This window comes from Mycobacterium colombiense, from assembly GCF_003284975.1.
In the GTDB taxonomy this organism is placed as follows: Bacteria; Actinomycetota; Actinomycetes; order Mycobacteriales; family Mycobacteriaceae; genus Mycobacterium; species Mycobacterium europaeum_A.
In genome coordinates, this window is sequence record NZ_QMEU01000034.1 from 19,124 (window position 1) to 40,056 (window position 20,933).

A 20,933-nucleotide genomic window follows, 5' to 3' on the forward strand; every position below is an offset into this window, starting at 1 on the left:
AATAGTGGCCGTTCAAGCATCGTCGGAAATCGTCATCGACGCGCCTCCGGAAGTCATCATGGAGGCGCTCGCCGATATGGATGCCGTGCCCTCGTGGTCGTCGGTCCACAAGCGGGTCGAGGTCGTCGACAAGCACCCTGACGGCCGCCCCCACCACGTGAAGGTCACGATCTCGGTGACCGGCATCCACGACACGGAATTGCTCGAATACCATTGGGGCCCAGACTGGATGGTGTGGGACGCCCGGAAGACGGCGCAGCAGCACGGTCAGCACGGCGAGTACAACCTGAGCCGGCTGGGCGTCGACAAGACCAGGGTGCGCTTCACCATCACCGTCGAACCGTGGGCGCCGCTACCGGAGTTCTGGATAGCCCGGGCCCGCAAGAAAATCCTGCACTCCGCGCTGGAGGGCCTGCGTAAGCGCGTGATGGGAACGGTCGGCTAACCGGCGTCTTTCAGCGCGGCCAGCCGCTTGATCGCCTCGTCGAGTGTGTCGTCGCGTTTACAGAAGGTGAAGCGCACCAAGTGATTCCACACGTCGGCCGGACCGTTGCTCGCCGCAGGGTCGCAGAACGCCGACATCGGGATCGCGGCAACGCCAACCTTTTCCGGCAGCACCGCGCAGAACTCGCTGCTGTCGTCGTATCCCAGCGGACGCGGATCGGCGCACAGGAAGTACGTGCCGGCGCTGTCGTGCACCTCGAACCCGACGTCGATCAGCCCGGCGGCCAGCCGATCGCGTCTGGCCTGCAGCGTGGCGCGCAGGTCGTCCACCCATGCGTCCTCGGTGTCCAGGGCCAGCGCCACCGCCGGCTGGAACGGCGCGCCGCCGACATAGCTCAGGTACTGTTTGGCCGCGCGCATCCCGGCGATCAGATGCGCTGGGCCGCAAGCCCATCCGATCTTCCAGCCGGTGCAGTTGAACATCTTGGCCGCGCTGGAGATGGTGATGGTGCGCTCGGCCATACCGTGCAAGCCGGCCAACGGCACGTGTTGGTGGCCACTGGGGGTCGTAAATACCAGGTGCTCGTAGACCTCGTCGGTGATCACCAGTAGGTCGGCCGCGACCGCCACCTCGGCGATGGCCGCCAACTCTTCGGCGCGTAGCACCGTGCCGGTCGGGTTGTGCGGTGAGTTGACGATCAGCGCCCGGGTCCGGGGCGTAACGGCCCGGCGCAGCGCGTCGGCGTCCAGGGCGAAGCCGCGACCGTGGGGGACCAGGGGCACCGCCACCCGTTGCGCGGAGGCCATCGCCACCACGGGTGAGTAGGAGTCGTAGAACGGCTCGATCAGCAGGACCTCGGAGCCGGGTTCGACCAGGCCGATCACCGCCGAGGCGATGGCCTCGGTCGCCCCGACCGTCACCAGCACCTCGGTGTCGGGGTCGTAGTCGATGCCGTAGCGGCGCCGGCGCTGGGCCGCGATGGCGTGGCGCAGCGGCGCGATGCCGATGCCCGGGGGGTACTGGTTGACCCCGTCGGCGATGGCCTCCTGGGCGGCCTTGAGCATGGCCGGGGGGCCGTCCTCGTCGGGAAACCCCTGGCCCAGGTTCACCGCTCCGATGCGCGCGGCCAGCGCCGACATCTCGGCGAACACCGTGGTCGCGTAGGGGCGCAGTCGCTCCACCGTCATGGTGGTCGAGCTTAGGCGTGGCGGGCCACGGCCAGTGCCCGGTACGCCTGCCGGCCCAGCGTGAAGTTAAGTGCGCACTCGCCGCCGAGCGTGAACGTAGTTGCACGTTCGGCCGGGGCGGCCGTCCGGCCGAGCCGACGCGTGGCGTGCGTCACTCGGCGCCCCTGAGCTGCGCGATCTTGCCCAACCAACAGGTTGGCCGGGGGCCCTGTTAGGGTGGGGCGGAATCTATCTCGCAGACGGATTCGAACCCTATTCGTCAGAACAGGAAGTCGTCATGTCCGAAGAAGCTTTTATCTATGAGGCCATCCGCACCCCGCGGGGCAAGCAGCGCAACGGTTCGCTGAACGAGGTCAAGCCGCTCAACCTGGTCGTGGGCCTGGTGGACGAGCTGCGCCGGCGTTTCCCCGACCTAGACGAGAACCTGATCAGCGACATGATCCTGGGTGTTGTGTCCCCGGTCGGTGACCAGGGCGGCGACATCGCCCGCACCGCGGTGCTGGCCGCCGGCCTGCCGGAGACCACGGGCGGCGTGCAGCTCAACCGGTTCTGCGCCTCCGGCCTCGAGGCCGTCAACACCGCCGCCCAGAAGGTTCGGTCCGGCTGGGACGACCTGGTGCTGGCCGGCGGTGTCGAGTCGATGAGCCGGGTGCCGATGGGCTCCGACGGCGGCGCCTGGGCGACCGACCCCGAGACCAACTACCAGATCGGCTTCGTGCCGCAGGGCATCGGCGCCGACCTGATCGCCACCATCGAGGGCTTCTCCCGCGACGACGTCGACGCCTACGCGCTGCGCAGCCAGCAGAAGGCCGCCGCGGCGTGGTCGGGCGGCTACTTCGCCAAGTCGGTGGTGCCGGTGCGCGACCAGAACGGTCTGGTCATCCTCGACCACGACGAGCACATGCGGCCCGACACCACGCTCGAGGGTCTGGGCAAGCTGAAGACCGCGTTCGACGGGATCGGTGAGATGGGCGGGTTCGACGACGTCGCCCTCACCAAGTACCACTGGGTCGAGAAGATCAACCACGTCCACACCGGCGGCAACAGCTCGGGCATCGTCGACGGCGCCGCGCTGGTGCTGGTCGGTTCGGAAGCCGCGGGCAAGTCGCAGGGCCTGACGCCGCGGGCACGCATCGTGGCCACCGCCACCAGCGGCTCGGACCCGGTCATCATGCTGACCGGCCCGACCCCGGCCACGCAGAAGGTTCTCGACCGCGCGGGCCTGACGATCGACGACATCGACCTGTTCGAGCTGAACGAGGCGTTCGCGTCGGTGGTGCTGAAGTTCCAGAAGGACCTCAACATCCCCGACGAGAAGCTCAACGTCAACGGTGGCGCCATCGCGATGGGCCACCCGCTGGGCGCCACCGGCGCCATGATCACCGGCACCATGGTCGACGAGCTCGAGCGCCGCAACGCGCGTCGCGCCCTGGTCACGCTGTGCATCGGCGGCGGCATGGGTGTCGCCACCATCATCGAGAGGGTTTAAGACCATGGCAGAGAACACCATTCAGTGGGACAAGGACGACGACGGCATCGTCACCCTGACCCTGGACGACCCCACCGGGTCGGCCAACGTGATGAATGAGCACTACAGCGAGTCCATGCACAACGCTGTGGAACGCCTTGCCGCCGAGAAGGATTCGATCACCGGCGTGGTGATCACCAGCGCGAAGAAGACCTTCTTCGCCGGCGGCGACCTGAAGGGCATGATCAACCTCGGCCCGGAGAACGCCGGGGAGGCGTTCGACACCGTCGAGTCGGTCAAGCGTGACCTGCGTGCGCTCGAGACCCTGGGCAAGCCGGTGGTCGCCGCCATCAACGGCGCGGCGCTGGGCGGCGGCCTGGAGATCGCGCTGGCCTGTCACCACCGCATCGCCGCGGACGTCAAGGGCCTGGTCGTCGGCCTGCCCGAGGTCACGCTGGGCCTGCTGCCCGGCGGTGGCGGGGTGACCCGCACCGTGCGGATGTTCGGCATCCAGAACGCCTTCATGAACATCTTGTCGCAGGGCACCCGGTTCAAGGCCGATAAGGCCAAGGAGATCGGCCTGGTCGACGAAATCGTCGGCTCGGTAGACGAATTGGTGCCCGCCGCCAAGGCCTGGATCAAAGAGGTCAAGGACGACCCCGACTCATACACCCAGCCGTGGGACAAAAAGGGTTACAAGATGCCCGGCGGCACCCCCGCCAGCCCCGCGCTGGCCGGCATCCTGCCGTCGTTCCCGGCGCTGCTGAAGAAGCAACTCAAGGGCGCGCCGATGCCGGCGCCGCGCGCCATCCTGGACGCGGCCGTCGAGGGCGCGCAGGTGGACTTCGACACCGCCAGCCGCATCGAGAGCCGCTACTTCACCCAGCTGGTCACCGGCCAGGTCGCCAAGAACATGATCCAGGCGTTCTTCCTTGACCTGCAGCACATCAACGGTGGTGGGTCGCGGCCTGACGGCATCGAACCGGTCAAGATCAACAAGATCGGTGTGCTGGGCGCGGGCATGATGGGCGCCGGTATCGCCTACGTCTCGGCCAAGGCCGGCTTCGAGGTGGTGCTCAAGGACGTCAGCCTCGAGGCCGCCGAGAAGGGCAAGGGCTACTCGGAAAAGCTTGAGGCCAAGGCGCTTCAGCGTGGCAAGACCACCGAGGAGAAGAGCAAGGCGCTGCTGGACCGGATCACCCCGGCCGCCGACCCCGAGGCCTTCAAGGGTGTCGACTTCGTGATCGAGGCGGTCTTCGAGAACCAGGAACTCAAGCACAAGGTGTTCCAGGAGATCGAGGACATCGTCGAGCCCAACGCGCTGCTGGGATCGAACACCTCGACGCTGCCGATCACCGGTCTGGCGACCGGCGTGAAGCGTCAAGAGGACTTCATCGGGATCCACTTCTTCTCGCCGGTCGACAAGATGCCGCTGGTCGAAATCATCAGGGGCGAAAAGACTTCCGACGAGGCACTGGCCCGGGTGTTCGACTACACGCTGGCCATCGGCAAGACCCCGATCGTCGTCAACGACAGCCGCGGCTTCTTCACCAGCCGCGTCATCGGCACGTTCGTCAACGAGGCCCTGGCGATGCTCGGCGAGGGCGTGGAGCCGGCCAGCGTCGAGCACGCCGGTAGCCAGGCCGGCTACCCGGCGCCGCCGCTGCAGCTGTCCGACGAGCTCAACCTGGAGCTGATGCACAAGATCGCCACGGCCACCCGCAAGGGCGTCGAGGACGCGGGCGGCACCTACGAGCCGCACCCGGCCGAGGCCGTCGTCGAGAAGATGATCGAGCTGGGCCGCCCGTCGCGGCTGAAGGGCGCGGGCTTCTACGAGTACGCCGACGGCAAGCGCACCCGGCTATGGCCCGGTCTGCGCGAGACGTTCAAGTCCGGCAGCGCCGATATTCCGTTGCAGGACATGATCGATCGCATGTTGTTCGCCGAGGCGCTCGAGACGCAGAAGTGCCTCGACGAGGGCGTGCTGACGTCGACCGCCGACGCGAACATCGGGTCGATCATGGGCATCGGCTTCCCGCCGTATACCGGTGGTAGCGCCCAGTTCATCGTCGGCTACCAGGGCGCGCACGGCATCGGCAAGGAAGCCTTCGTGGCCCGGGCCAAGGAGCTGGCGCAGCGGTACGGCGACCGGTTCCTGCCGCCGGCGTCGCTGACCTAGGCAGTAACGCAAAACGCACCAGCCCCCGAAACGACGTTTCGGGGGCTGGTGCGTTTTGCGACTCGGCCGCTGCGCCGAGACTTAAGCCATTGCGAAGCGCTACGGCGTGTCGTCGCAACAGGTTACGTGTCGCGGCGCGCGAACAGGTAGTACCACGCCGGCGTCTTCTCGGCGCGGTCCAGCTCGCGTTCCGCGCCGGCCGACAGCAGTGTCCAGCTCTGCGTGAATCTGCGTTCCATCTCGGCGCGGTCGATCCCGCGCACCCCGACCCGGCCACCGGGCACGAACGCGACGACCAGCAACCGCGCGTCGGGTGCCGCCAGGGCGCTGATCTCGCGGACATAGGCGTCGCGATCCGCGTCGCTCATGTTGTGCAGGCACCCGTTGTCGACGATCAACCCGAAGTTGGCGCCGATGCCCGTCCGGCTCAGCTGCGTGACGTCGGCCTGGACGAAGTCGACCGCGGCGCCCGCAGCCTGTGCCTTCGCGCGGGCGCGCTCGAGCGGCTTGGCCACGAAGTCGACCGCGGTGACCTTCCAGCCGTGCTGGGCGAGATAGATGGAGCAGTCGCCGGTGCCGCAGCCGACCTCCAGAGCCGACCCCGCGGGTAGCGCGGCGGCGTCGGGGGTGCCCTCGACGAGGTCGCGCACGCTCTGCGCGAGCGGATGACCGTCCCACGGGGTGAAACCGATGCGGTAAAAGATCCGAAACAGCGTCTGTTTGGAAGCCATAGCTCACCCTAGGCCGCTTCGCCGCGGCCGGTCACTGCTACCGGGAGGCGGCGGCGATCCGGCGCCATTCCTCGCGCGGGAATGCGCGGGGATCGGCCAGCAGCACCTGGACGCAGACGTGGTCGGCGCCGGCGGAACGATGTTCGGCGACGCGGCGCATGATGGCCTCTTCATCGCCCCACGCGATGATCGCATTGAAGAGCCGGTCGCTCACCTGCGACAGATCGTCCTCGGAGAAGCCGCTGCGCAGCAGGTTATTGGCGTAGTTGGGCAAGGCCAAATACGCGCGCAGCCAATCGGTTCCGATCTGGCGGGCCTCCTGGGCGCTGTCGGTCAGGATCACCGTCTGTTCGGGCAGCAACAATGGACCCTGGCCCAACGTCGCGCGAGCGGACGCGGTGTGTTCGGGGGTGACCAGGTACGGGTGGGCGCCGCCGGCGCGGGTCGCCGATAGGGTCAGCATCTTGGGGCCGAGCGCGGCAAGGACCCGGCGCTCGATGGGCACCGGCCGCGGCGCGGCATCCAAGCCGTCCAGGAACGACGCCGTCGCCGCCAGCGGTTTGCGGTAGCGGCCGGGTTGGTCGGCGTCGATCAGCGGGGCGTGGCTGACGCCGATCCCCAGCAGGAAGCGGTCGCCGTGTTCGGCGGTCAGGGTCGCGTAGGAGTCGGCGACCTCGGAGGGCGAATGCATCCACAGGTTCAGGATTCCGGTGGCGATCACAGTCCGCTTGGTCGCGCCGAGCAGATGACCCACCGCGTCGAACACTGGGCCGCCGACATCCGGTATCCACAGCGCAGGGAAGCCCAGTTCGTCGAGTTCCGCTGCGGCGTCGGCGGATTCGGCCGGGTCGCCGTAGCGCAGTTGACTGCTCCAGATCCCCACACCGGTCAGTTCCATCTGCAGCCTTCCCATCCTGGCGCGCGGTGACTCGGGTCCGCGGCTCTAGGAAACATGCTGTCAGACGTCGCTGAAGGTGTACTCGGGGACCGGCATCGAGTCGTGCATCCGCACGCCCTTGGTGTTGAGCTTCGCCAATGACCGCGACAGCGATCCGGGCATCGCCGAGACCAGCTGGGCCCCACGGGTCAACGCCCACAGGCCGATCCGTGAACCGGGGATCACGCCCTTGGCCGCACCGCGGGCAAACGACCGGCTGCGGTGCACCGGTTCGCGCATCCGGAGTTCGTAGGCGGCGAAGGCGCGCAGGTGGTCGCCGTCGGCCTCGGCGAGCTCGCCGGCGAGCACGTATGCGCCGAGGACGGCGAGGCTGGTGCTGCCGCCTACCGCGGGTCCCGGGCAGTATCCGGCGTCCCCGACCAGGGTGACGCGGCGGCGCGACCACCGATCGGTGCGCAGCTGGGTGATGGAGTCGAAGTAGAAGGTGGGGGTGCGCTCCAGTTCGCTTAGCCAGCCGTCCACCTGCTCGTGCATCCCGGTAAACGCCTCGTGCAGTAATCGCTTCTGCCGCAACGCATCGTGGTGGTCGTAATCCAATTCGGCCTTGCTGCGGAACATGAACACCGCGCGGGCGTCGTCCAGGTGATCGGCGGTGTAGATGCCGGCGAAGCGCCCGACCCCGATGTGGGCGACCATCTCGCCGGGCGCGACCAGCGCCTTGGGCGCCGAGACCACCGACAGGTAGCCGCCGAGGAAGCGGGTGAGCTCGGCGTCTTCGCCGAAGGTCAGGCGCCGCACATTGGAGTGCAGCCCGTCGGCGCCCACGATCACGTCGAAGGTGCGCGCCGGGCCGCGCTCGAAGGTCACGGTGCCGTCGTGCTCGATCCCGGTGATGGAGTCACCGAACAGGTACTCGACGTCGTCGCGCGCTGCGTCGTAGTAGATCTCGCTGAGGTCGTCGCGCATGATCTCCACGTGCCGGTCGGAGGTGGCCGCGTAGATCTTGGTGAGGTCGATCCGGGTGGGCTTCGTCCGGTCTTCCCTGTGCATCGTCAGCCGGTCCGTTCCGGTCGCCCGCGCCTCGATGCGTGGCAGGACGCCCATCTTCGCCGAGATTTCCATCGCCGGACGGAACAAGTCGACGGCGTGGCCGCCGGTTTTGCGCAGCGTCGGGGCGCGCTCCACCACGGTGACGTCGAAGCCGTAACGGGTCAGCCAGTAGGCCAGGACCGGTCCGGCGATGCTGGCGCCGGAGACGAGGATCCGCATGACGACCTCCCACACTTACTTAACGTTCGGTAAGCGTAGCATTCCGCTTACCTTTCGGTAAGTCAGATAAACTCGCGGGGTGAGCAGGCCCCGGTCGGACACCCGCGAGCGCATCCAGGAGGTCGCCCGCGAGCTGTTTTTGCAGCGCGGCGTGCAGCGCACCAGCCTGCAGGACATCGCGAACCAGCTGGGCATCACCAAACCCGCTCTGTATTACCACTTTCCGTCTCGCGAAGACCTGGTGCGCAGCATCCTGGTGCCGCTGATCGACGAAGGTGAACGGTTCGTCGCCGACCACGAGGGCCGGGGTGACAACGATGTGCGCGAACTGTTGGAGGGCTATTTCGACTTCCACTACCGGCACCGCCGCGACCTAGTGCTGTTGTTGACCGAGCTGTCGACGCTGATCGACCTCGACCTCATCGACACCGTGCTGGCCTGGCGGCAACGGCTGGCCAGGCTGGTGTTCGGCAAGAAGCCGACGCTGGCGCAGTCCACGCGGGCGGTGGTCGCGTTCGGCGGCCTGCAGGACTGCTGCGTGCAGTTCCCCGATGCGCCGCACGAGGAGTTGCGCGAGAAGTCGGTCGCGGCCGCGCTCGACGCGCTGGGTGGGTGACGGCGACGGGGTTGCGGCTACAGTCCGGGTATGCGCTTTGGTCTCTTCATCCCGCAGGGCTGGCGAATGGATCTGGTCGGCATCGAACCGGAGAACCACTGGGCGGTGATGCGCGAGCTGGCCGACCACGCGGACCAGGGCAGCTGGGATTCGCTGTGGGTCTACGACCATTTCCACACCGTGCCCGTGCCGACCGGGGAAGCCACGCACGAGGCCTGGTCGCTGATGGCCGCCTACGCGGCGACCACCTCGCGGATCAAACTCGGCCAGATGTGCACGGCGATGAGCTACCGCAACCCCGTCTACCTGGCCAAGGTCGCCGCGACGGCCGACATCATCTCCGGTGGCCGCATCCAGATGGGCATCGGCGGCGGCTGGTACGAACACGAATGGCGCGCCTACGGATACGGATTCCCCTCGGCGGGTGTGCGATTGGGTCGCCTGGACGAGGGCGTGCAGATCATGCGCGATGCCTGGCGCGACGGCAAGGTCAGCTTCGACGGCAAGCACTACCAGGTCGACGGCGCCATCGTCGCGCCTAAGCCGTTGCAGGGCAACGGCATTCCGCTCTGGATCGCCGGTGGCGGTGAGAAGGTGACGCTGCGGATCGCCGCCCAATACGCGCAGTACACCAACTTCACTCCCGAGCCGGAAGCGTTCGCGCACAAGTCCGACGTGCTGGCCGAGCACTGCCGCAACGTGGGCACCGACTTCGGCGCCATCGTGCGGTCGGTCAACATCAACGCCATCGTGGGCACCTCGGAGCCCGACGTCAAAGACCGGCTGCAGCGGGTCCGCGACCGCCTGGCCGGCTACGTCGGTGAGGCTGCGGCGGACGCGATGATCGCCGGAACAAGCGGCCCCGACTCGGCAACGGGCACACCGGAACAGGTCATCGAGCGGCTTACCAAGATCCGCGACCTCGGCTGCGAGTACGCGATCTGCTACTTCCCCGAGGCGGCCTACGACCGATCGGGCATCGAGCTATTCGAACGCGAGGTCATGCCGGCGCTGAGCTAGAAAGTCCCCGGTGCTTCGGCGATCGAGTACGGCAACGGTGTCTGCATGAGGGTGGGTATCGTCGGCGGAGGCTTCGCGGGTTTGGCGGCTGCCATCGCGTTCCGGCAGGACGGCCACGACGTCACCGTGTTCGAGAAGACGCCCGGTCCCTCAACGATGGGCGGAGCCATCGCGCTCGCCCCAAACGCGTTGGCGTGCTTGTCGATTCTGGGTGTGCGCCACCACGTGGTGACCGACCCTTGGTCCCGGACGGCGGCCGCCGTCCGCGCTCGCGACGGGCGGGTCTTGGTCAGGCGCACCCTGGCGCAGCTCGCCGGAGGCGATGAGTTCGCGACGGTGCCGCGCGCCGCGTTGATTGCCTGGTTGGCGGCCGCGCTGCCCTCGCACTGTGTGCGGTATGCGGCCAGCGTCACCCACGTCGCCGCCGATGGCTCGGTGGTGGTGGACGGCAGCGCGGAGCGGTTCGATCTGGTGATCGGCGCGGACGGGCTCCGCAGCGTCACGAGGAAGCTGCTGTTTGCGGACGCGCCGCCGCCGCGCTCGACCGGCATCACGGGCTGGGCCTGGATAGCGGACCGCGAGCTCATTACTGGTTTCGGTCCGATTTGGGGTCGCACAGCCGATTTCGGCATCTTGCCATTGGTCGACGGCCGCACCTACGTCTACGGCGGCACCCGGAGCCGGCACCCGGACTTGCGGTCGTTTCGCGATTGGCCGGACCCCTTGCCAGCCCTGATCGACGCCGCGACGGCCGGCGAAGTGATCACTCCGGAAATCTTCGAAGCGCGACCACCCCGTCGACTCGCCCGCGGCAACGTTGTGCTGATCGGTGACGCCGCGCACTGCATGCGGCCCACCTTCGGCCAGGGGGCAGCGCTGGCTATGGAAGACGCGATAACGCTGGCCCGCCACGGCGTGCCCGGGCTGTCTCGGCGATGGCTGCGCATGCTCGCTGTGTACGGCGCGTCCAAGGCGGGCTCCCGCTTCACCGCGCCGGGCAGCGCCGTCCTGGAGAGCGCTCGAAATCGGGCGCTTCGATTGCTGCCCGACCCGCTGTTCGCGGCCATGGCGGGCCGGGTGAGCCGGTGGCGCGGCTAGCGCGCTACACGTCGCTGGTGAGGTACCTGGTCTTGGCCGGCGGCGCGGCCAGCAGCGGGGGAAGCTGTGTCAGCTTGCCTTCGCCGGCGCGAAAGGCGCGGTAGGCCTCGTCGTGCTCGACGGTCTCCCAGATTTCGTAGATGAGCCAGTGCGCTTCGTCGTCCTCGTCGACAAGAACGTCGGTGCGCACGTTCCCGTCGAACGCCCGGGTGTCCTGCAGCGCCCGGCCCATCAGCTCGCGCCCCGCGGCGACCTCGTCGGGCTTGAACCTGAGCTCCAGTATCACCGTGACCGTCATGCGCCCAACATATCGCTGCACGCCCGCCCGCCCCTGGCGCGGGCGCCCGCACGAAGATGAGAATGCGGTTTCCACTTTTCGGAAAGCTGTTATACGGTTCAGTGAGCAATATTCTGTTGGCGGATTGTGGAGGATCCCTCGATGCAGAAGGCACTCGCGCCTGAGATCTCTACCTGGCCCGATGAGAGCCCACAGCTGATCGGCAGCCGATGCGGCAGCTGCGAGGCGACCACTTTCCCGGTGCAGCAGTGGTGCCCGCGCTGCAGCGCCGGCGAGATGTCCGAGGTGCTGTTGCCCCGACGCGGAACGCTGGTGGCGTGGACCACCCAGGGCTTCCCGCCCGGCGCCCCCTATGCCGGTCCGACCGGGAAGGACTTCGTGCCGTTCGGCGTGGGGTTGGTTCAGCTCGGTGACGTCATCCGCGTCGAAGGGCGGCTCACCGAGAACGACCCGGCCAAGCTGCAGTTCGGCCAGGAGGTCGAACTGACCATGGTGCCGTTCGCCACCGACGACGAGGGCGCCGAAATCATCACCTTCGCCTTCCAGCCGGTCTGAGTGGCGATCGTGAGCGCGGCGCAGCCGGGCGAAACGGGTCGCCACCGTCCGCCCGTGGCGATCGTGAGCGCGGCGCAGCCGGGCGAAACGGGTCGCCACCATCGAATCCAGAGGAGCCTGAGATGACCAACGATGTCGCCATCATCGGCGTGGGCCTGCACCCGTTCGGCAGGTTCGACAAGACCGCGATGCAGATGGGCGCCGAGGCCGTGCAGCTCGCGCTCAAAGACGCCGGCGTGGACTGGAAGGACATCCAGTTCGGCTTCGGCGGCAGCTACGAAGTCTCCAATCCCGACGCGGTGACCCGGCTGGTCGGGCTGACCGGCATCACGTTCACCAACGTGTTCAACGCCTGCGCCACCGCGGCCAGCGCCATTCAGCAGACCGCCGACACGATTCGGCTGGGCAAGTACGACATTGGCATCGCCATCGGGCTCGACAAGCACCCGCGCGGCGCCTTCACCGACGACCCCGCCAAGCTGGCGCTGCCCCAGTGGTACGCCAACAACGGCCAGTTCGTCACCACCAAGTTCTTCGGGATGAAGGCCAACAAGTACATCCACGACCACAACATCTCGCAGGAGACCCTGGCGCGGGTGGCCAACAAGAACTTCCGCAATGGTGCGCTGAACCCGAATGCGTTCCGGCGCAAGGAGATTTCCGTCGAGGAGATCCTCGCCTCGCCGGCGCTGAACTACCCGCTGACGCAGTACATGTTCTGCGCGCCCGACGAGGGCGCGGCTGCGGTCATCATGTGTCGCGCGGACATGGCCGAGAAGTTCACCGACAAGCCGGTCTATGTGCGCGCCTGCGAGATTCGGACCCGGCGCTTCGGCGCCTACGAGGTGCACGCCACGTCGGCGCCGCTGGACGAGGATGCCTCACCGACGGTCTATGCCGCCAAGGCCGCCTACGAGGCGGCCGGCATCGGCCCGGAGGACGTCGACGTTGCGCAGCTGCAGGACACCGACGCCGGCGCCGAGGTGATCCACATGGCCGAGACCGGTCTGTGCGCCGACGGCGAACAGGAGAAGCTGCTGGCCGACGGTGCCACCGAGATCCACGGCTCGATGCCGGTCAACACCGACGGCGGGCTGATCGCCAACGGCGAGCCGATCGGGGCGTCGGGCCTGCGGCAGATGCACGAGCTGGTACGGCAGCTGCGCGGTGAGGCGGGGGAGCGTCAGGTGCCCGGCAATCCGCGCGTCGGGCTGGCCCAGGTGTACGGCGCACCCGGCACCGCGTCGGCGACCATTCTGTCGCGCTGAAAGGCCTGAGTCTCAACCCTTCTCCCGTGCACCGCGGTCCGCCCCCGGCTATGCGGCGTACTCGGGCAAGGCGATGTCGTCGCGGAATTCACTCCGGACTAGCCGATCGGCCAGCCGCGGAATGTTCAACAGTTTGGACGCCTGATTGCGGGCCCACAGGCCCAGCGCCGTCTTGGGCGCGAACATCGCGGCGAAGGCGCGCGCCGACCGCTGCCTGGCCTCGACGATCGGACGTAGCTGACGCTCATAGCGACGAAACGCATCCTGGTGATCGCCGCCCGCGCGATTGAGTTCGCCGGCCAGTGTGTAGGCCTGCACCATTGCCAGCCCCGTCCCTTCGCCCGCCAGCAACGAGACCGCAGCCGCGGCGTCACCGATGAGCGCCACTCGCCCGTCCGACCAGCGGTCCATGACGATCTGGCTGGTGCGATCGAAGTAGACATCGGAGGCGCCGTCGAGTCGGCGCAGGATGTCAGGACATTCCCAGCCCGCGTTGCCGAAGACCTGACGCAGGACGGTCTTGGCCTGTGACACATCTTGCGGGTCAGGACCGCTCATGTGGTCCGCCGTGAACACGAAAAGAAACATGGTCTTCTCATCACGCATTGCGAATCGGGCGATCATGCGTCCAGGCAGGGTGTAGGCGAGGTAGACGAGTTCATCACGAGGCCGATAACTCTCGGCTTCAAACGCCGCGACTCGGTAGCCGAGGTCCGCCTCAAAATTGGATTCGGCGCCGAATACCAAGTCCCGCACGGGACAATGAATCCCGCCCGCACCGATGACCAGATCGAATCGACGTGACCCGCCGCCCTGCAGTGTGACTCGCACGCCCGAGTCGCGTTGCTCGATCGCCGAAACACTTTCTCCGAATAGAGTTTCGGCACGGTTATCGATGGAGCGGTAGATCATGGCCGACAGATCACCGCGCGGTACGGTGACGAACCGGCCGTCGACGTTTCGCCGGAACGGTTCGGCCGAAAAACCGCCCACCCGCCGCGAATCCCGGTCCACGAGTCGCACCTCCCGCACCCCGTATCCCGAGGCGTGCAGCTCGGCGGTGAGTCCCATGCGTTCGGCGACGGTGTACCCGCCACCCCAAAAGTCCACGACATAACCGCCGGTGCGCAGTCGTGGTGCCTTCTCGATCACGGTCGGTTCGTGGCCATACCGCGACAGCCAGTACGCAAGCGTGGGGCCGGCGATGCCGGCGCCGACGATGGCGATCCTCATGTGCCCACCTCCGCGGTGATGGATGGCATTACTATAGCACTATGCAATAGTTGCCTTAGTTATCGATTACGACGCCGTGTAAGCCGGACAGCGCATTGATCGACCCATCGGCGCCGGGGGAGGAGTCGCTGTGCTGCAGGAACTTACGGGCATGCCCGGCGGGATTCGTGCGCTCGAAGCCACCGGGACCGTAACGGCGGCGGATTACGAGCGGAACTTCGCGCCGATGGTCGAACAGGCAGGGCGCACTGGCGGCCGATTGCGGCTGCTGTACGAATTCGGCCCAGAATTCCAGCGCATTACGGGGGGAGCGCTATGGGCGGACGCCCGCCTGGGGACGGGCTATCTCCGGTTGCTCGACGGGTGTGCCGTCGTAAGCGATATCGGCTGGATTCGGGCAACCAGCCGCGCGATCGGCAGCTGGATGCCCTGCCCGCTTGAGGTGTTCCACACCGACGAACGCGATGACGCCGTCGCGTGGCTCGCCTCGCTGTCGGAATGCCCTGGCGTGTCCGTCCGCGATATGGCCATGGCCTACCTTGGTGGAGTCGGCGCTGGTCTCATCACCCTTGGCAGGCTTTTGTTGTCGACGAGATATCAAAAGCCGAAATAGGATTCGTTGATGGAACAGGGCGCATTGAGCGACATCGCGACCGCTGCGGGTAGCGGTGACCGATCACAACCTAAATCGCCGGACCCAGCAGGTCGTCCGCGTCGCGGATGATGTAGCCGTAGCCCTGCTCGGCCAGGAAGCGCTGCCGGTGCGCGGCGTACTCGGCATCCAGGCTGTCGCGTGCCACCACGGAGTAAAAGATGGCGCCCCCGCCGTCGGACTTGGGCCGCAGCAGTCGGCCCAGCCGCTGCGCTTCCTCCTGGCGTGAGCCGAACGTACCCGAAACTTGCACTGCCACAGACGCTTCCGGCAAGTCGATGGAGAAGTTGGCGACTTTGGACACCACCAGGGTGGACAACTCGCCGCGGCGGAAGGCGTCGAACAGCTCTTCGCGTTCCTTGGTGCGGGTGGACCCCTGGATCACCGGGGCGTCCAGCTCCGCGCCGAGTTCGTCGAGCTGATCGAGGTAAGCGCCGATCACCAGGGTCTGCTCGCCCGGATGCTTCGCCAAAATCGATTTGACGACAGCGATTTTCGTGTGCACTGTCGAGCACAGCTTGTACCGCTCTTCGGGTTCGGCGGTCGCGTAGAGCATCCGCTCGTTGTCGGTCATGGTGACCCGCACCTCGACGCACTCGGCGGGCGCGATCCACCCCTGCGCCTCGATGTCCTTCCACGGCGCGTCATAGCGTTTCGGGCCGATCAGGGAGAACACGTCACCCTCGCGGCCGTCCTCGCGGACCAGCGTGGCGGTCAAGCCGAGGCGCCGCTTGGACTGCAGATCGGCGGTCATCCGGAACACCGGCGCCGGCAGCAGGTGGACCTCGTCGTAGATGATCAGACCCCAGTCGCGGCTGTCGAAGAGTTCGAGGTGCCGGTACTCGCCCTTGGTGCGGCGAGTGATCATCTGATACGTCGAGATGGTGACCGGCCGGATTTCCTTGCGCTCGCCGGAGTACTCGCCGATCTCGTCCTCGGTGAGCGACGTGCGGGCGATCAGCTCGCGTTTCCATTGCCGCGCCGCGACGATGTTGGTGACCAGAATCAGCGTCGTCGCACCGGCTTTCGCCATGGCGGCCGCGCCCACCAGCGTCTTGCCGGCGCCGCAGGGCAGCACCACCACGCCCGATCCGCCGGACCAGAAGGAGTCGGTGGCCATCTGCTGGTAGTCGCGCAGGTGCCAGCCGTCCTCGGCCAGGCTGATCGGGTGCGCTTCGCCGTCGACGTAGCCCGCGAGATCCTCGGCGGGCCAACCGATCTTGAGCAGCATCTGCTTGACCCGACCGCGCTCGCTGGGATGCACGATGACGGTGTCGTCGTCGATGCGGGCGCCGAGCATCGGGGCAATCTTCTTGTTGCGCAGCACTTCTTCGAGCACCGCGCGATCCAGGCTCACCAGCGTCAAACCGTGCGCGGGGTTCTTCACCAGCTGCAGGCGGCCGTAGCGGGCCATCGTGTCGACGATGTCGACCAGCAGCGGTTGGGGCACCGCGTAGCGCGAGAAGCTGACCAGGGCGTCGACCACCTGCTCGGCGTCGTGGCCCGCGGCGCGGGCGTTCCACAGCGCCAGCGGCGTGATGCGGTAGGTGTGCACGTGTTCGGGTGCGCGCTCCAGCTCGGCGAAGGGCGCGATGGCCGCGCGCGCCGCGCCGGCCTGCTCGTGATCCACCTCGAGCAGCACCGTCTTGTCGGACTGCACGATCAACGGTCCGTCAGACATAGTCAGCGCCACTCCTTTCGATTTGTGTTGACGTCGGCGGGCATGCTCACCATTATCGGCCGGTGGCCGACACCACCGAGGTGATGCGGTGGATGGCGAAGTCACGCAACCGGCCGGACGCGGAATCGAACGCCACCAACTGGCCACCCTTGATGGTGATGGGCGACACGACGCGCTGAGTGGCCACCCCCGCCGCATCCAGATAACCGATCACCAGGGTGTCTTGTTCCCTGGCGGCGCGCTGTAACTGCGTCATGGTGACCGCCGGGTCGACGCGGATGTTGCCGAACGGTGCGGCGGTCACCTTGCGCAGCACCGCCACCACCGCGTTGAGGCTTTCGGTGTTGGGGCGCCGGGCCGGACGGTAGGGCCGGCGCTGTTGCGGGGTGGACACCCGGGCGCCGCGAGGACGGACGTCGACGATGGCTCCGGAGGAATCCTCGGCCGCCGGGGCGAACCCCGCGGCGCGTAACGCGGTGAGGACCTCGCCGATCGGCGCGGGCGACACCGCGACCGTCGGCGCCAGGGCCCGCAGCTGCACCTCTTCGGTCGCCGGCGCGGCAACGGCCTGGGCCAGCAGCGCGGGGTCCTCGCAGCGCACGAATGACGCGGCCATGCCGATCCGCAGCTGCCCGTGCCGGCGCGCGACGTCATCGATCAAATAAGTAAGGCCTTGGGGCACCGGCGTTTTGGAATGCTTGGCGAACAGCGAATGCATCCAGTCGCGCGTCTTGCCGACATCGAGCGCGTGCCGGATCGACTGCTCGCTGACGCGGTACACCATCGCGGTGCCGGCGGATTCGACGGTGGCCACGACGGCGAGTTGCTCGGCCAGGTCGCGTTCCAGCGGCCCGGGCACCACCACGGTCAGATCAGCCTGCACCAGGAAGTGATCGACCGGTTTTGGTAGCGCCCGGTTCATCGCCTCGATGGCGACCTGCGGATCGCCGTCGTCGTCCAGCAGCGCGCGGCCGGGCGTGCTGATGGCGCCGCGACCCACCAGGCCCAGGGCGTTGCTCTCGGCGAGCAGGTCCTCGACGGGCCCGGGCTGCAACCGTTTCGCCCAGCGCGGACGGCGCCAGATCAGCGTCGCCGACGCCGCCGTCGCGTCGACGCCGGCGCCGGGGGGCAACTCGGACAGCATGCCCAGCAACAGCCGGCGGTCCAGCGGCGCGGCGGTGGAGTACAGGCCGTCGGTCAGGGCCCCGTAGGGCTTGGCGTCGGGGCCGCGACTGCCGATCAGCGCCGGCCGGCCGGGCAAGTCCAGCCAGCTGCCGGCCAACAGCTGCCAGCGTTCGGCAGCCGACATCGCGGCGTAGCGGTCGGTGGCGATCGTCGGCGCCCAGTACGGTGCCTCGCCGGTGACCGGTTCGGGGTCGGGCATGCCGCTGGCGATCAATCCGGCCGCGGCGGTGACTTCGAGGAGCAAACCCAGCCGCTGCTCGTCGATGCCGGTCACCTTACTCAGCCGCTTGACCTCGCGGATTCCCAGGCCGCCGCTGCGCAGCTCGGAAACCGGTGCGGCGGAGAGGGTTTCGAGCAGGACGTCGACCTCGCGCAGCAAGTCGATGACGGCCCCGGCCGCCGCGGCGTCGGCGTCGTCGGGCGTGGTGGTCGACACCACCGGGTCGGGTGCGGTCAGTTGCATGGGACCGGGCTGCTCGCCGCGCAGCACCTGCCCGACGTGGCGGGGCAAGATCACCGTCTCGGCATCGATGCGCCGCAGCAGGCCCACGGCCAGCAGCTGGGGCACCGGCCGGTCGGTGGGGGCGCCGGGCGCGGCGTCGCGCGTGCGTCCCATCGGGGAGCCTTCGAGAAGCTTCTCCAACACGTCGAGCTGTGCCTCGGTGAGGTCGTCGATCAGGGCGGCGATCTGTTCGGCGCTGCGCGAGGTGTCCTCGAGTATGACCTGGCCCGGATGCCACGGCATGCCCGTCGCGGCGTCGGCGGCCACCCGCAACGCGGCCTCGCCCCACACCAGGGCGCGTTGTCGCAGGTCGTCGACCGCAGCCAGCACGTCGGTCTCGGGGGCGCGGTCACCGATCAGCGCCAGCAGCTTCGGCGTGGGCACCGGCTCGGCGTCGGCCTGCAGCACCAGCAACGCGTCGAGCACGGCCAGCCGCAGAAAGTCCAGGTCGTCGGTGCCGGCCTTGATCGACTGGCGGGCCTGGGCGCGGGCGGCCAGCGCGGCGATGCTGCCGGGTGGGGGCTGGGCGAGGTCCGGCCGCAATTCCAACAGTCGGATCAGCTGCTCATCGGATAACTCGGCCAGCCACGACCCCAGCGGGATATCCGGGGTGTTGTCGGTCATCGCTGACCAGCGTAAAGCAGGTCGCGGCCACCCAGCAGACCTCGACTACCCGGCGACTCACCAGCGTGGTGGGCACCGGCGTGCACGGCAACGCGTCTCGAACTCCGGTCTTGCGTCACATGCGGTTCGGCCACCTGTAAGAATGGACCTCGTGGCTGACACTGCTGAGGGCAAAGCACGTAAGACCAAGTACGTCGACAACGGCTGGCCGACGACGGACCCCGACGACCACGCGGTCAGTGAACTCGTGACCGATCGCACGGGTGCGCTGTCCCCCTTCGGCGAGCTGGTGTTTCCGCTGCCCTCCACCGATCTGCCCTACCTGCACCCGGTCACCGTCGTCAATCGGTAGGTCGCCAGATGGCCAGGGCCTCTGAGGCCTCCGAAGCCTCGGCGAACTGGGCGTCGAAAGAGCCCGGCTCGGGCGCGCTGTCACATCTAGACGACCACGGCGCGGCGCACATGGTCGACGTCAGCGAGAAGGTGGCCACCAAGCGGACCGCGGTCGCCGCGGGCGTCGTGCGCACCTCGGCGCACGTGGTGGCGCTGATCTCGACCGGCGGCCTGCCCAAGGGCGATGCGCTGGCCACCGCCCGGGTGGCCGGCATCCAGGCCGCCAAGCGCACCAGCGACCTCGTCCCGCTGTGTCATCAGCTCGCGCTCACGGGGGTCGACATCGACTTCACGGTCGGCGACTCTGAGATCGAGATCATCGCAACGGTGCGAAGCACCGACCGCACGGGGGTGGAGATGGAAGCGCTCACGGCCGTCAGCGTCGCGGGCCTGACGCTCTACGACATGATCAAGGCGGTGGACCCGGCCGCACGGATCGACGACATTCGAGTGCTGCGCAAGGAAGGCGGCAAAACCGGAAGGTGGGCGCGCCCATGAGCACCCGTTCAGCCCGCGTCATCATCGCCTCGACCCGCGCGTCGTCGGGAGTGTACGACGACCGATGCGGCCCCATCATCGCCGAATGGCTGGCAGAGCGGGGCTTTTCGGCCGCGCAGCCCGAAGTCGTGGCCGACGGGCCACCGGTCGGCGACGCACTGCGCACGGCGATCGACGCCGACGTCGACGTCATCATCACCTCCGGTGGCACCGGCATCTCACCCAGTGACAGCACACCGGACCAGACCGTGGCCGTCGTCGACTACTTGATCCCGGGCCTGGCCGAAGTGATCCGCCAGTCTGGCCTGCCCAAGGTGCCGACGTCGGTGCTGTCGCGCGGCGTGTGCGGCGTGGCCGGTCAGACCCTGATCGTCAACCTGCCGGGTTCGCCCGGCGGCGTGCGCGACGGCCTGGGCGTGCTTGCCGATGTGCTGGATCACGCGCTCGACCAGCTCGCCGGTAAAGATCACCAGCGATGACGCTCGTCGTGCGCGCTGCCATGACCGAGCACCCGATTTCGCTGGCCGAGCACGAAGAGCTGGTGGGGCATCAATCCGCCGGCGCCGTCGTCGGGTTCGTCGGCGTGATCCGCGACCACGACGGCGGACGGCGGGTGGTGCGACTCGAGTACTCAGCGCACCCGTCGGCCGATCAAGTCATCGCCGACGTGGTGGCCGACGTGGCCGGGCAATCCAGCGGCGTGCGTGCCGTGGCCGCCAGCCACCGGATCGGCGCGCTGCGTATCGGAGAGGCCGCGCTAGTGGCGGCCGTGGCCGCCGATCACCGGCAGGCCGCGTTCGCCACCTGCGCGCATCTGGTGGACACCATCAAGGCACGGCTTCCGGTGTGGAAGCACCAATTTTTCGCCGACGGGACCGAGGAGTGGGTCGGCTCGGCCTGACATCACTCAGCCATGCCCAACACGCCCCGAAGAGGAGGGTTTTCGGGGCGTGCGGGGAGTGTGGCGGCGTTAGGCGCTAGGCGACGGCTGAGCGAGAGCGTCCAGCGCGTCGTTTCCCTGAACGTCTTGCGCCCGGATCGCGTCCCACAGCTGCTGGGTGTAGCCGGCGTCCTCGACGTGCTGCGGCATGCCGGCCGGTACGAAGCCGTGGAAGTCCGTGTCCACGACGGGC

General features: G+C 67.9%; 21 protein-coding genes and 1 pseudogene. 13 read left to right on the forward strand and 9 right to left on the reverse strand.

Features of this window, described 5'->3' with window-relative positions:
* Window positions 1-4 precede the first annotated feature (4 nt).
* Window positions 5-445: an SRPBCC family protein gene (locus DQP58_RS13475; protein WP_112708857.1), complete on the forward strand. Its 441-nt coding sequence runs from the start codon at window positions 5-7 to the stop codon at window positions 443-445.
* Here DQP58_RS13475 and DQP58_RS13480 read toward each other — a convergent pair.
* Window positions 442-1,632: a pyridoxal phosphate-dependent aminotransferase gene (locus DQP58_RS13480; RefSeq protein ID WP_112708858.1), complete on the reverse strand. Its 1,191-nt coding sequence runs from the start codon at window positions 1,630-1,632 to the stop codon at window positions 442-444. The genes DQP58_RS13475 and DQP58_RS13480 overlap by 4 nt on opposite strands.
* A 277-nt stretch (window positions 1,633-1,909) precedes the next feature.
* Between DQP58_RS13480 and DQP58_RS13485 the strand changes: the two genes are divergently transcribed.
* Together DQP58_RS13485 and DQP58_RS13490 are read left to right on the forward strand one after the other, a co-directional pair.
* Complete coding sequence (locus DQP58_RS13485) at window positions 1,910-3,121, forward strand: acetyl-CoA C-acetyltransferase (protein WP_112708859.1); 1,212 nt, start codon at window positions 1,910-1,912, stop codon at window positions 3,119-3,121.
* Window positions 3,122-3,125: 4 nt separating this feature from the next.
* Window positions 3,126-5,279 carry a 3-hydroxyacyl-CoA dehydrogenase NAD-binding domain-containing protein gene (locus DQP58_RS13490; RefSeq protein WP_112708860.1) on the forward strand — a complete coding sequence of 718 codons (2,154 nt, stop codon included), beginning with the start codon at window positions 3,126-3,128 and terminating at the stop codon, window positions 5,277-5,279.
* Between the two features lie 122 nt (window positions 5,280-5,401).
* On the opposite strand, the gene DQP58_RS13495 is transcribed toward DQP58_RS13490, so the two are convergent.
* Genes DQP58_RS13495 through DQP58_RS13505 form a run of 3 tightly spaced genes read right to left on the reverse strand, consistent with a single transcriptional unit; the run spans window position 5,402 to window position 8,177 of the window.
* Window positions 5,402-6,010, reverse strand: a complete 609-nt coding sequence (locus DQP58_RS13495) for a class I SAM-dependent methyltransferase (RefSeq protein WP_112708861.1) — start codon at window positions 6,008-6,010, stop codon at window positions 5,402-5,404.
* A gap of 37 nt (window positions 6,011-6,047) precedes the next feature.
* Window positions 6,048-6,908 (reverse strand): LLM class F420-dependent oxidoreductase, encoded by an 861-nt coding sequence (locus DQP58_RS13500; protein ID WP_112708862.1) that lies wholly within the window; start codon window positions 6,906-6,908, stop codon window positions 6,048-6,050.
* A 60-nt stretch (window positions 6,909-6,968) separates the two neighbouring features.
* Window positions 6,969-8,177 (reverse strand): FAD-dependent monooxygenase, encoded by a 1,209-nt coding sequence (locus DQP58_RS13505; RefSeq protein ID WP_112708877.1) that lies wholly within the window; start codon window positions 8,175-8,177, stop codon window positions 6,969-6,971.
* Between the two features lie 79 nt (window positions 8,178-8,256).
* Between DQP58_RS13505 and DQP58_RS13510 the strand changes: the two genes are divergently transcribed.
* Genes DQP58_RS13510 through DQP58_RS13520 form a run of 3 tightly spaced genes read left to right on the forward strand, consistent with a single transcriptional unit; the run spans window position 8,257 to window position 10,911 of the window.
* Window positions 8,257-8,793 (forward strand): TetR/AcrR family transcriptional regulator, encoded by a 537-nt coding sequence (locus DQP58_RS13510; protein WP_112708863.1) that lies wholly within the window; start codon window positions 8,257-8,259, stop codon window positions 8,791-8,793.
* A 30-nt stretch (window positions 8,794-8,823) separates the two neighbouring features.
* A complete protein-coding gene (locus DQP58_RS13515) occupies window positions 8,824-9,813 on the forward strand; it encodes an LLM class F420-dependent oxidoreductase (protein WP_112708864.1) in 990 nt (329 codons plus the stop codon).
* Window positions 9,814-9,858: 45 nt separating this feature from the next.
* The gene (locus DQP58_RS13520) at window positions 9,859-10,911 is read left to right on the forward strand and encodes an FAD-dependent monooxygenase (RefSeq protein ID WP_112708865.1); all 1,053 of its coding nucleotides are present in this window, start codon (window positions 9,859-9,861) and stop codon (window positions 10,909-10,911) included.
* A 4-nt stretch (window positions 10,912-10,915) separates the two neighbouring features.
* Here the strand turns inward: DQP58_RS13520 and DQP58_RS13525 are convergent, their stop codons facing one another.
* The gene (locus tag DQP58_RS13525) at window positions 10,916-11,209 is read right to left on the reverse strand and encodes a putative quinol monooxygenase (protein WP_008253825.1); all 294 of its coding nucleotides are present in this window, start codon (window positions 11,207-11,209) and stop codon (window positions 10,916-10,918) included.
* A 141-nt stretch (window positions 11,210-11,350) separates the two neighbouring features.
* Here DQP58_RS13525 and DQP58_RS13530 point away from each other — a divergent pair, with 141 nt between their 5' ends.
* Both DQP58_RS13530 and DQP58_RS13535 read left to right on the forward strand, forming a co-directional pair.
* Entirely contained in the window at window positions 11,351-11,764 is a 414-nt protein-coding gene (locus tag DQP58_RS13530) for a Zn-ribbon domain-containing OB-fold protein (RefSeq protein ID WP_066872060.1), read from the forward strand.
* 122 nt (window positions 11,765-11,886) lie between these two features.
* Window positions 11,887-13,032 carry a thiolase family protein gene (locus DQP58_RS13535; protein ID WP_066872046.1) on the forward strand — a complete coding sequence of 382 codons (1,146 nt, stop codon included), beginning with the start codon at window positions 11,887-11,889 and terminating at the stop codon, window positions 13,030-13,032.
* 48 nt (window positions 13,033-13,080) lie between these two features.
* Here the strand turns inward: DQP58_RS13535 and DQP58_RS13540 are convergent, their stop codons facing one another.
* Window positions 13,081-14,265, reverse strand: coding sequence for an FAD-binding domain (locus DQP58_RS13540; protein ID WP_112708866.1), 1,185 nt, complete (start codon window positions 14,263-14,265; stop codon window positions 13,081-13,083).
* Window positions 14,266-14,395: 130 nt separating this feature from the next.
* Between DQP58_RS13540 and DQP58_RS13545 the strand changes: the two genes are divergently transcribed.
* Entirely contained in the window at window positions 14,396-14,878 is a 483-nt protein-coding gene (locus DQP58_RS13545) for an STAS/SEC14 domain-containing protein (protein WP_112708867.1), read from the forward strand.
* Window positions 14,879-14,948: 70 nt separating this feature from the next.
* On the opposite strand, the gene DQP58_RS13550 is transcribed toward DQP58_RS13545, so the two are convergent.
* Together DQP58_RS13550 and DQP58_RS13555 are read right to left on the reverse strand one after the other, a co-directional pair.
* Window positions 14,949-16,598, reverse strand: coding sequence for a DNA repair helicase XPB (locus tag DQP58_RS13550; RefSeq protein WP_112708868.1), 1,650 nt, complete (start codon window positions 16,596-16,598; stop codon window positions 14,949-14,951).
* 52 nt (window positions 16,599-16,650) lie between these two features.
* Window positions 16,651-18,909: a helicase-associated domain-containing protein gene (locus tag DQP58_RS13555; RefSeq protein WP_112708869.1), complete on the reverse strand. Its 2,259-nt coding sequence runs from the start codon at window positions 18,907-18,909 to the stop codon at window positions 16,651-16,653.
* A 151-nt stretch (window positions 18,910-19,060) separates the two neighbouring features.
* On the opposite strand from DQP58_RS13555, the gene DQP58_RS13560 reads away from it, so the two are divergent.
* The 4 genes from DQP58_RS13560 to DQP58_RS13575 are packed head-to-tail and all read left to right on the forward strand — an operon-like array spanning window position 19,061 to window position 20,701.
* A complete protein-coding gene (locus DQP58_RS13560) occupies window positions 19,061-19,261 on the forward strand; it encodes a hypothetical protein (protein ID WP_174320979.1) in 201 nt (66 codons plus the stop codon).
* Between the two features lie 8 nt (window positions 19,262-19,269).
* Window positions 19,270-19,800 (forward strand): cyclic pyranopterin monophosphate synthase MoaC, encoded by a 531-nt coding sequence (gene moaC, locus DQP58_RS13565; protein WP_112708870.1) that lies wholly within the window; start codon window positions 19,270-19,272, stop codon window positions 19,798-19,800.
* The gene (locus DQP58_RS13570; protein WP_112708878.1) at window positions 19,797-20,279 is read left to right on the forward strand and encodes a MogA/MoaB family molybdenum cofactor biosynthesis protein; all 483 of its coding nucleotides are present in this window, start codon (window positions 19,797-19,799) and stop codon (window positions 20,277-20,279) included. The genes moaC and DQP58_RS13570 overlap by 4 nt, the downstream gene beginning before the upstream one ends.
* Window positions 20,276-20,701 (forward strand): molybdenum cofactor biosynthesis protein MoaE, encoded by a 426-nt coding sequence (locus DQP58_RS13575; protein WP_112708871.1) that lies wholly within the window; start codon window positions 20,276-20,278, stop codon window positions 20,699-20,701. The genes DQP58_RS13570 and DQP58_RS13575 overlap by 4 nt, the downstream gene beginning before the upstream one ends.
* A 69-nt stretch (window positions 20,702-20,770) precedes the next feature.
* Here DQP58_RS13575 and DQP58_RS27155 read toward each other — a convergent pair.
* Window positions 20,771-20,933: pseudogene (locus DQP58_RS27155) on the reverse strand (transglycosylase family protein); the annotation flags it as partial.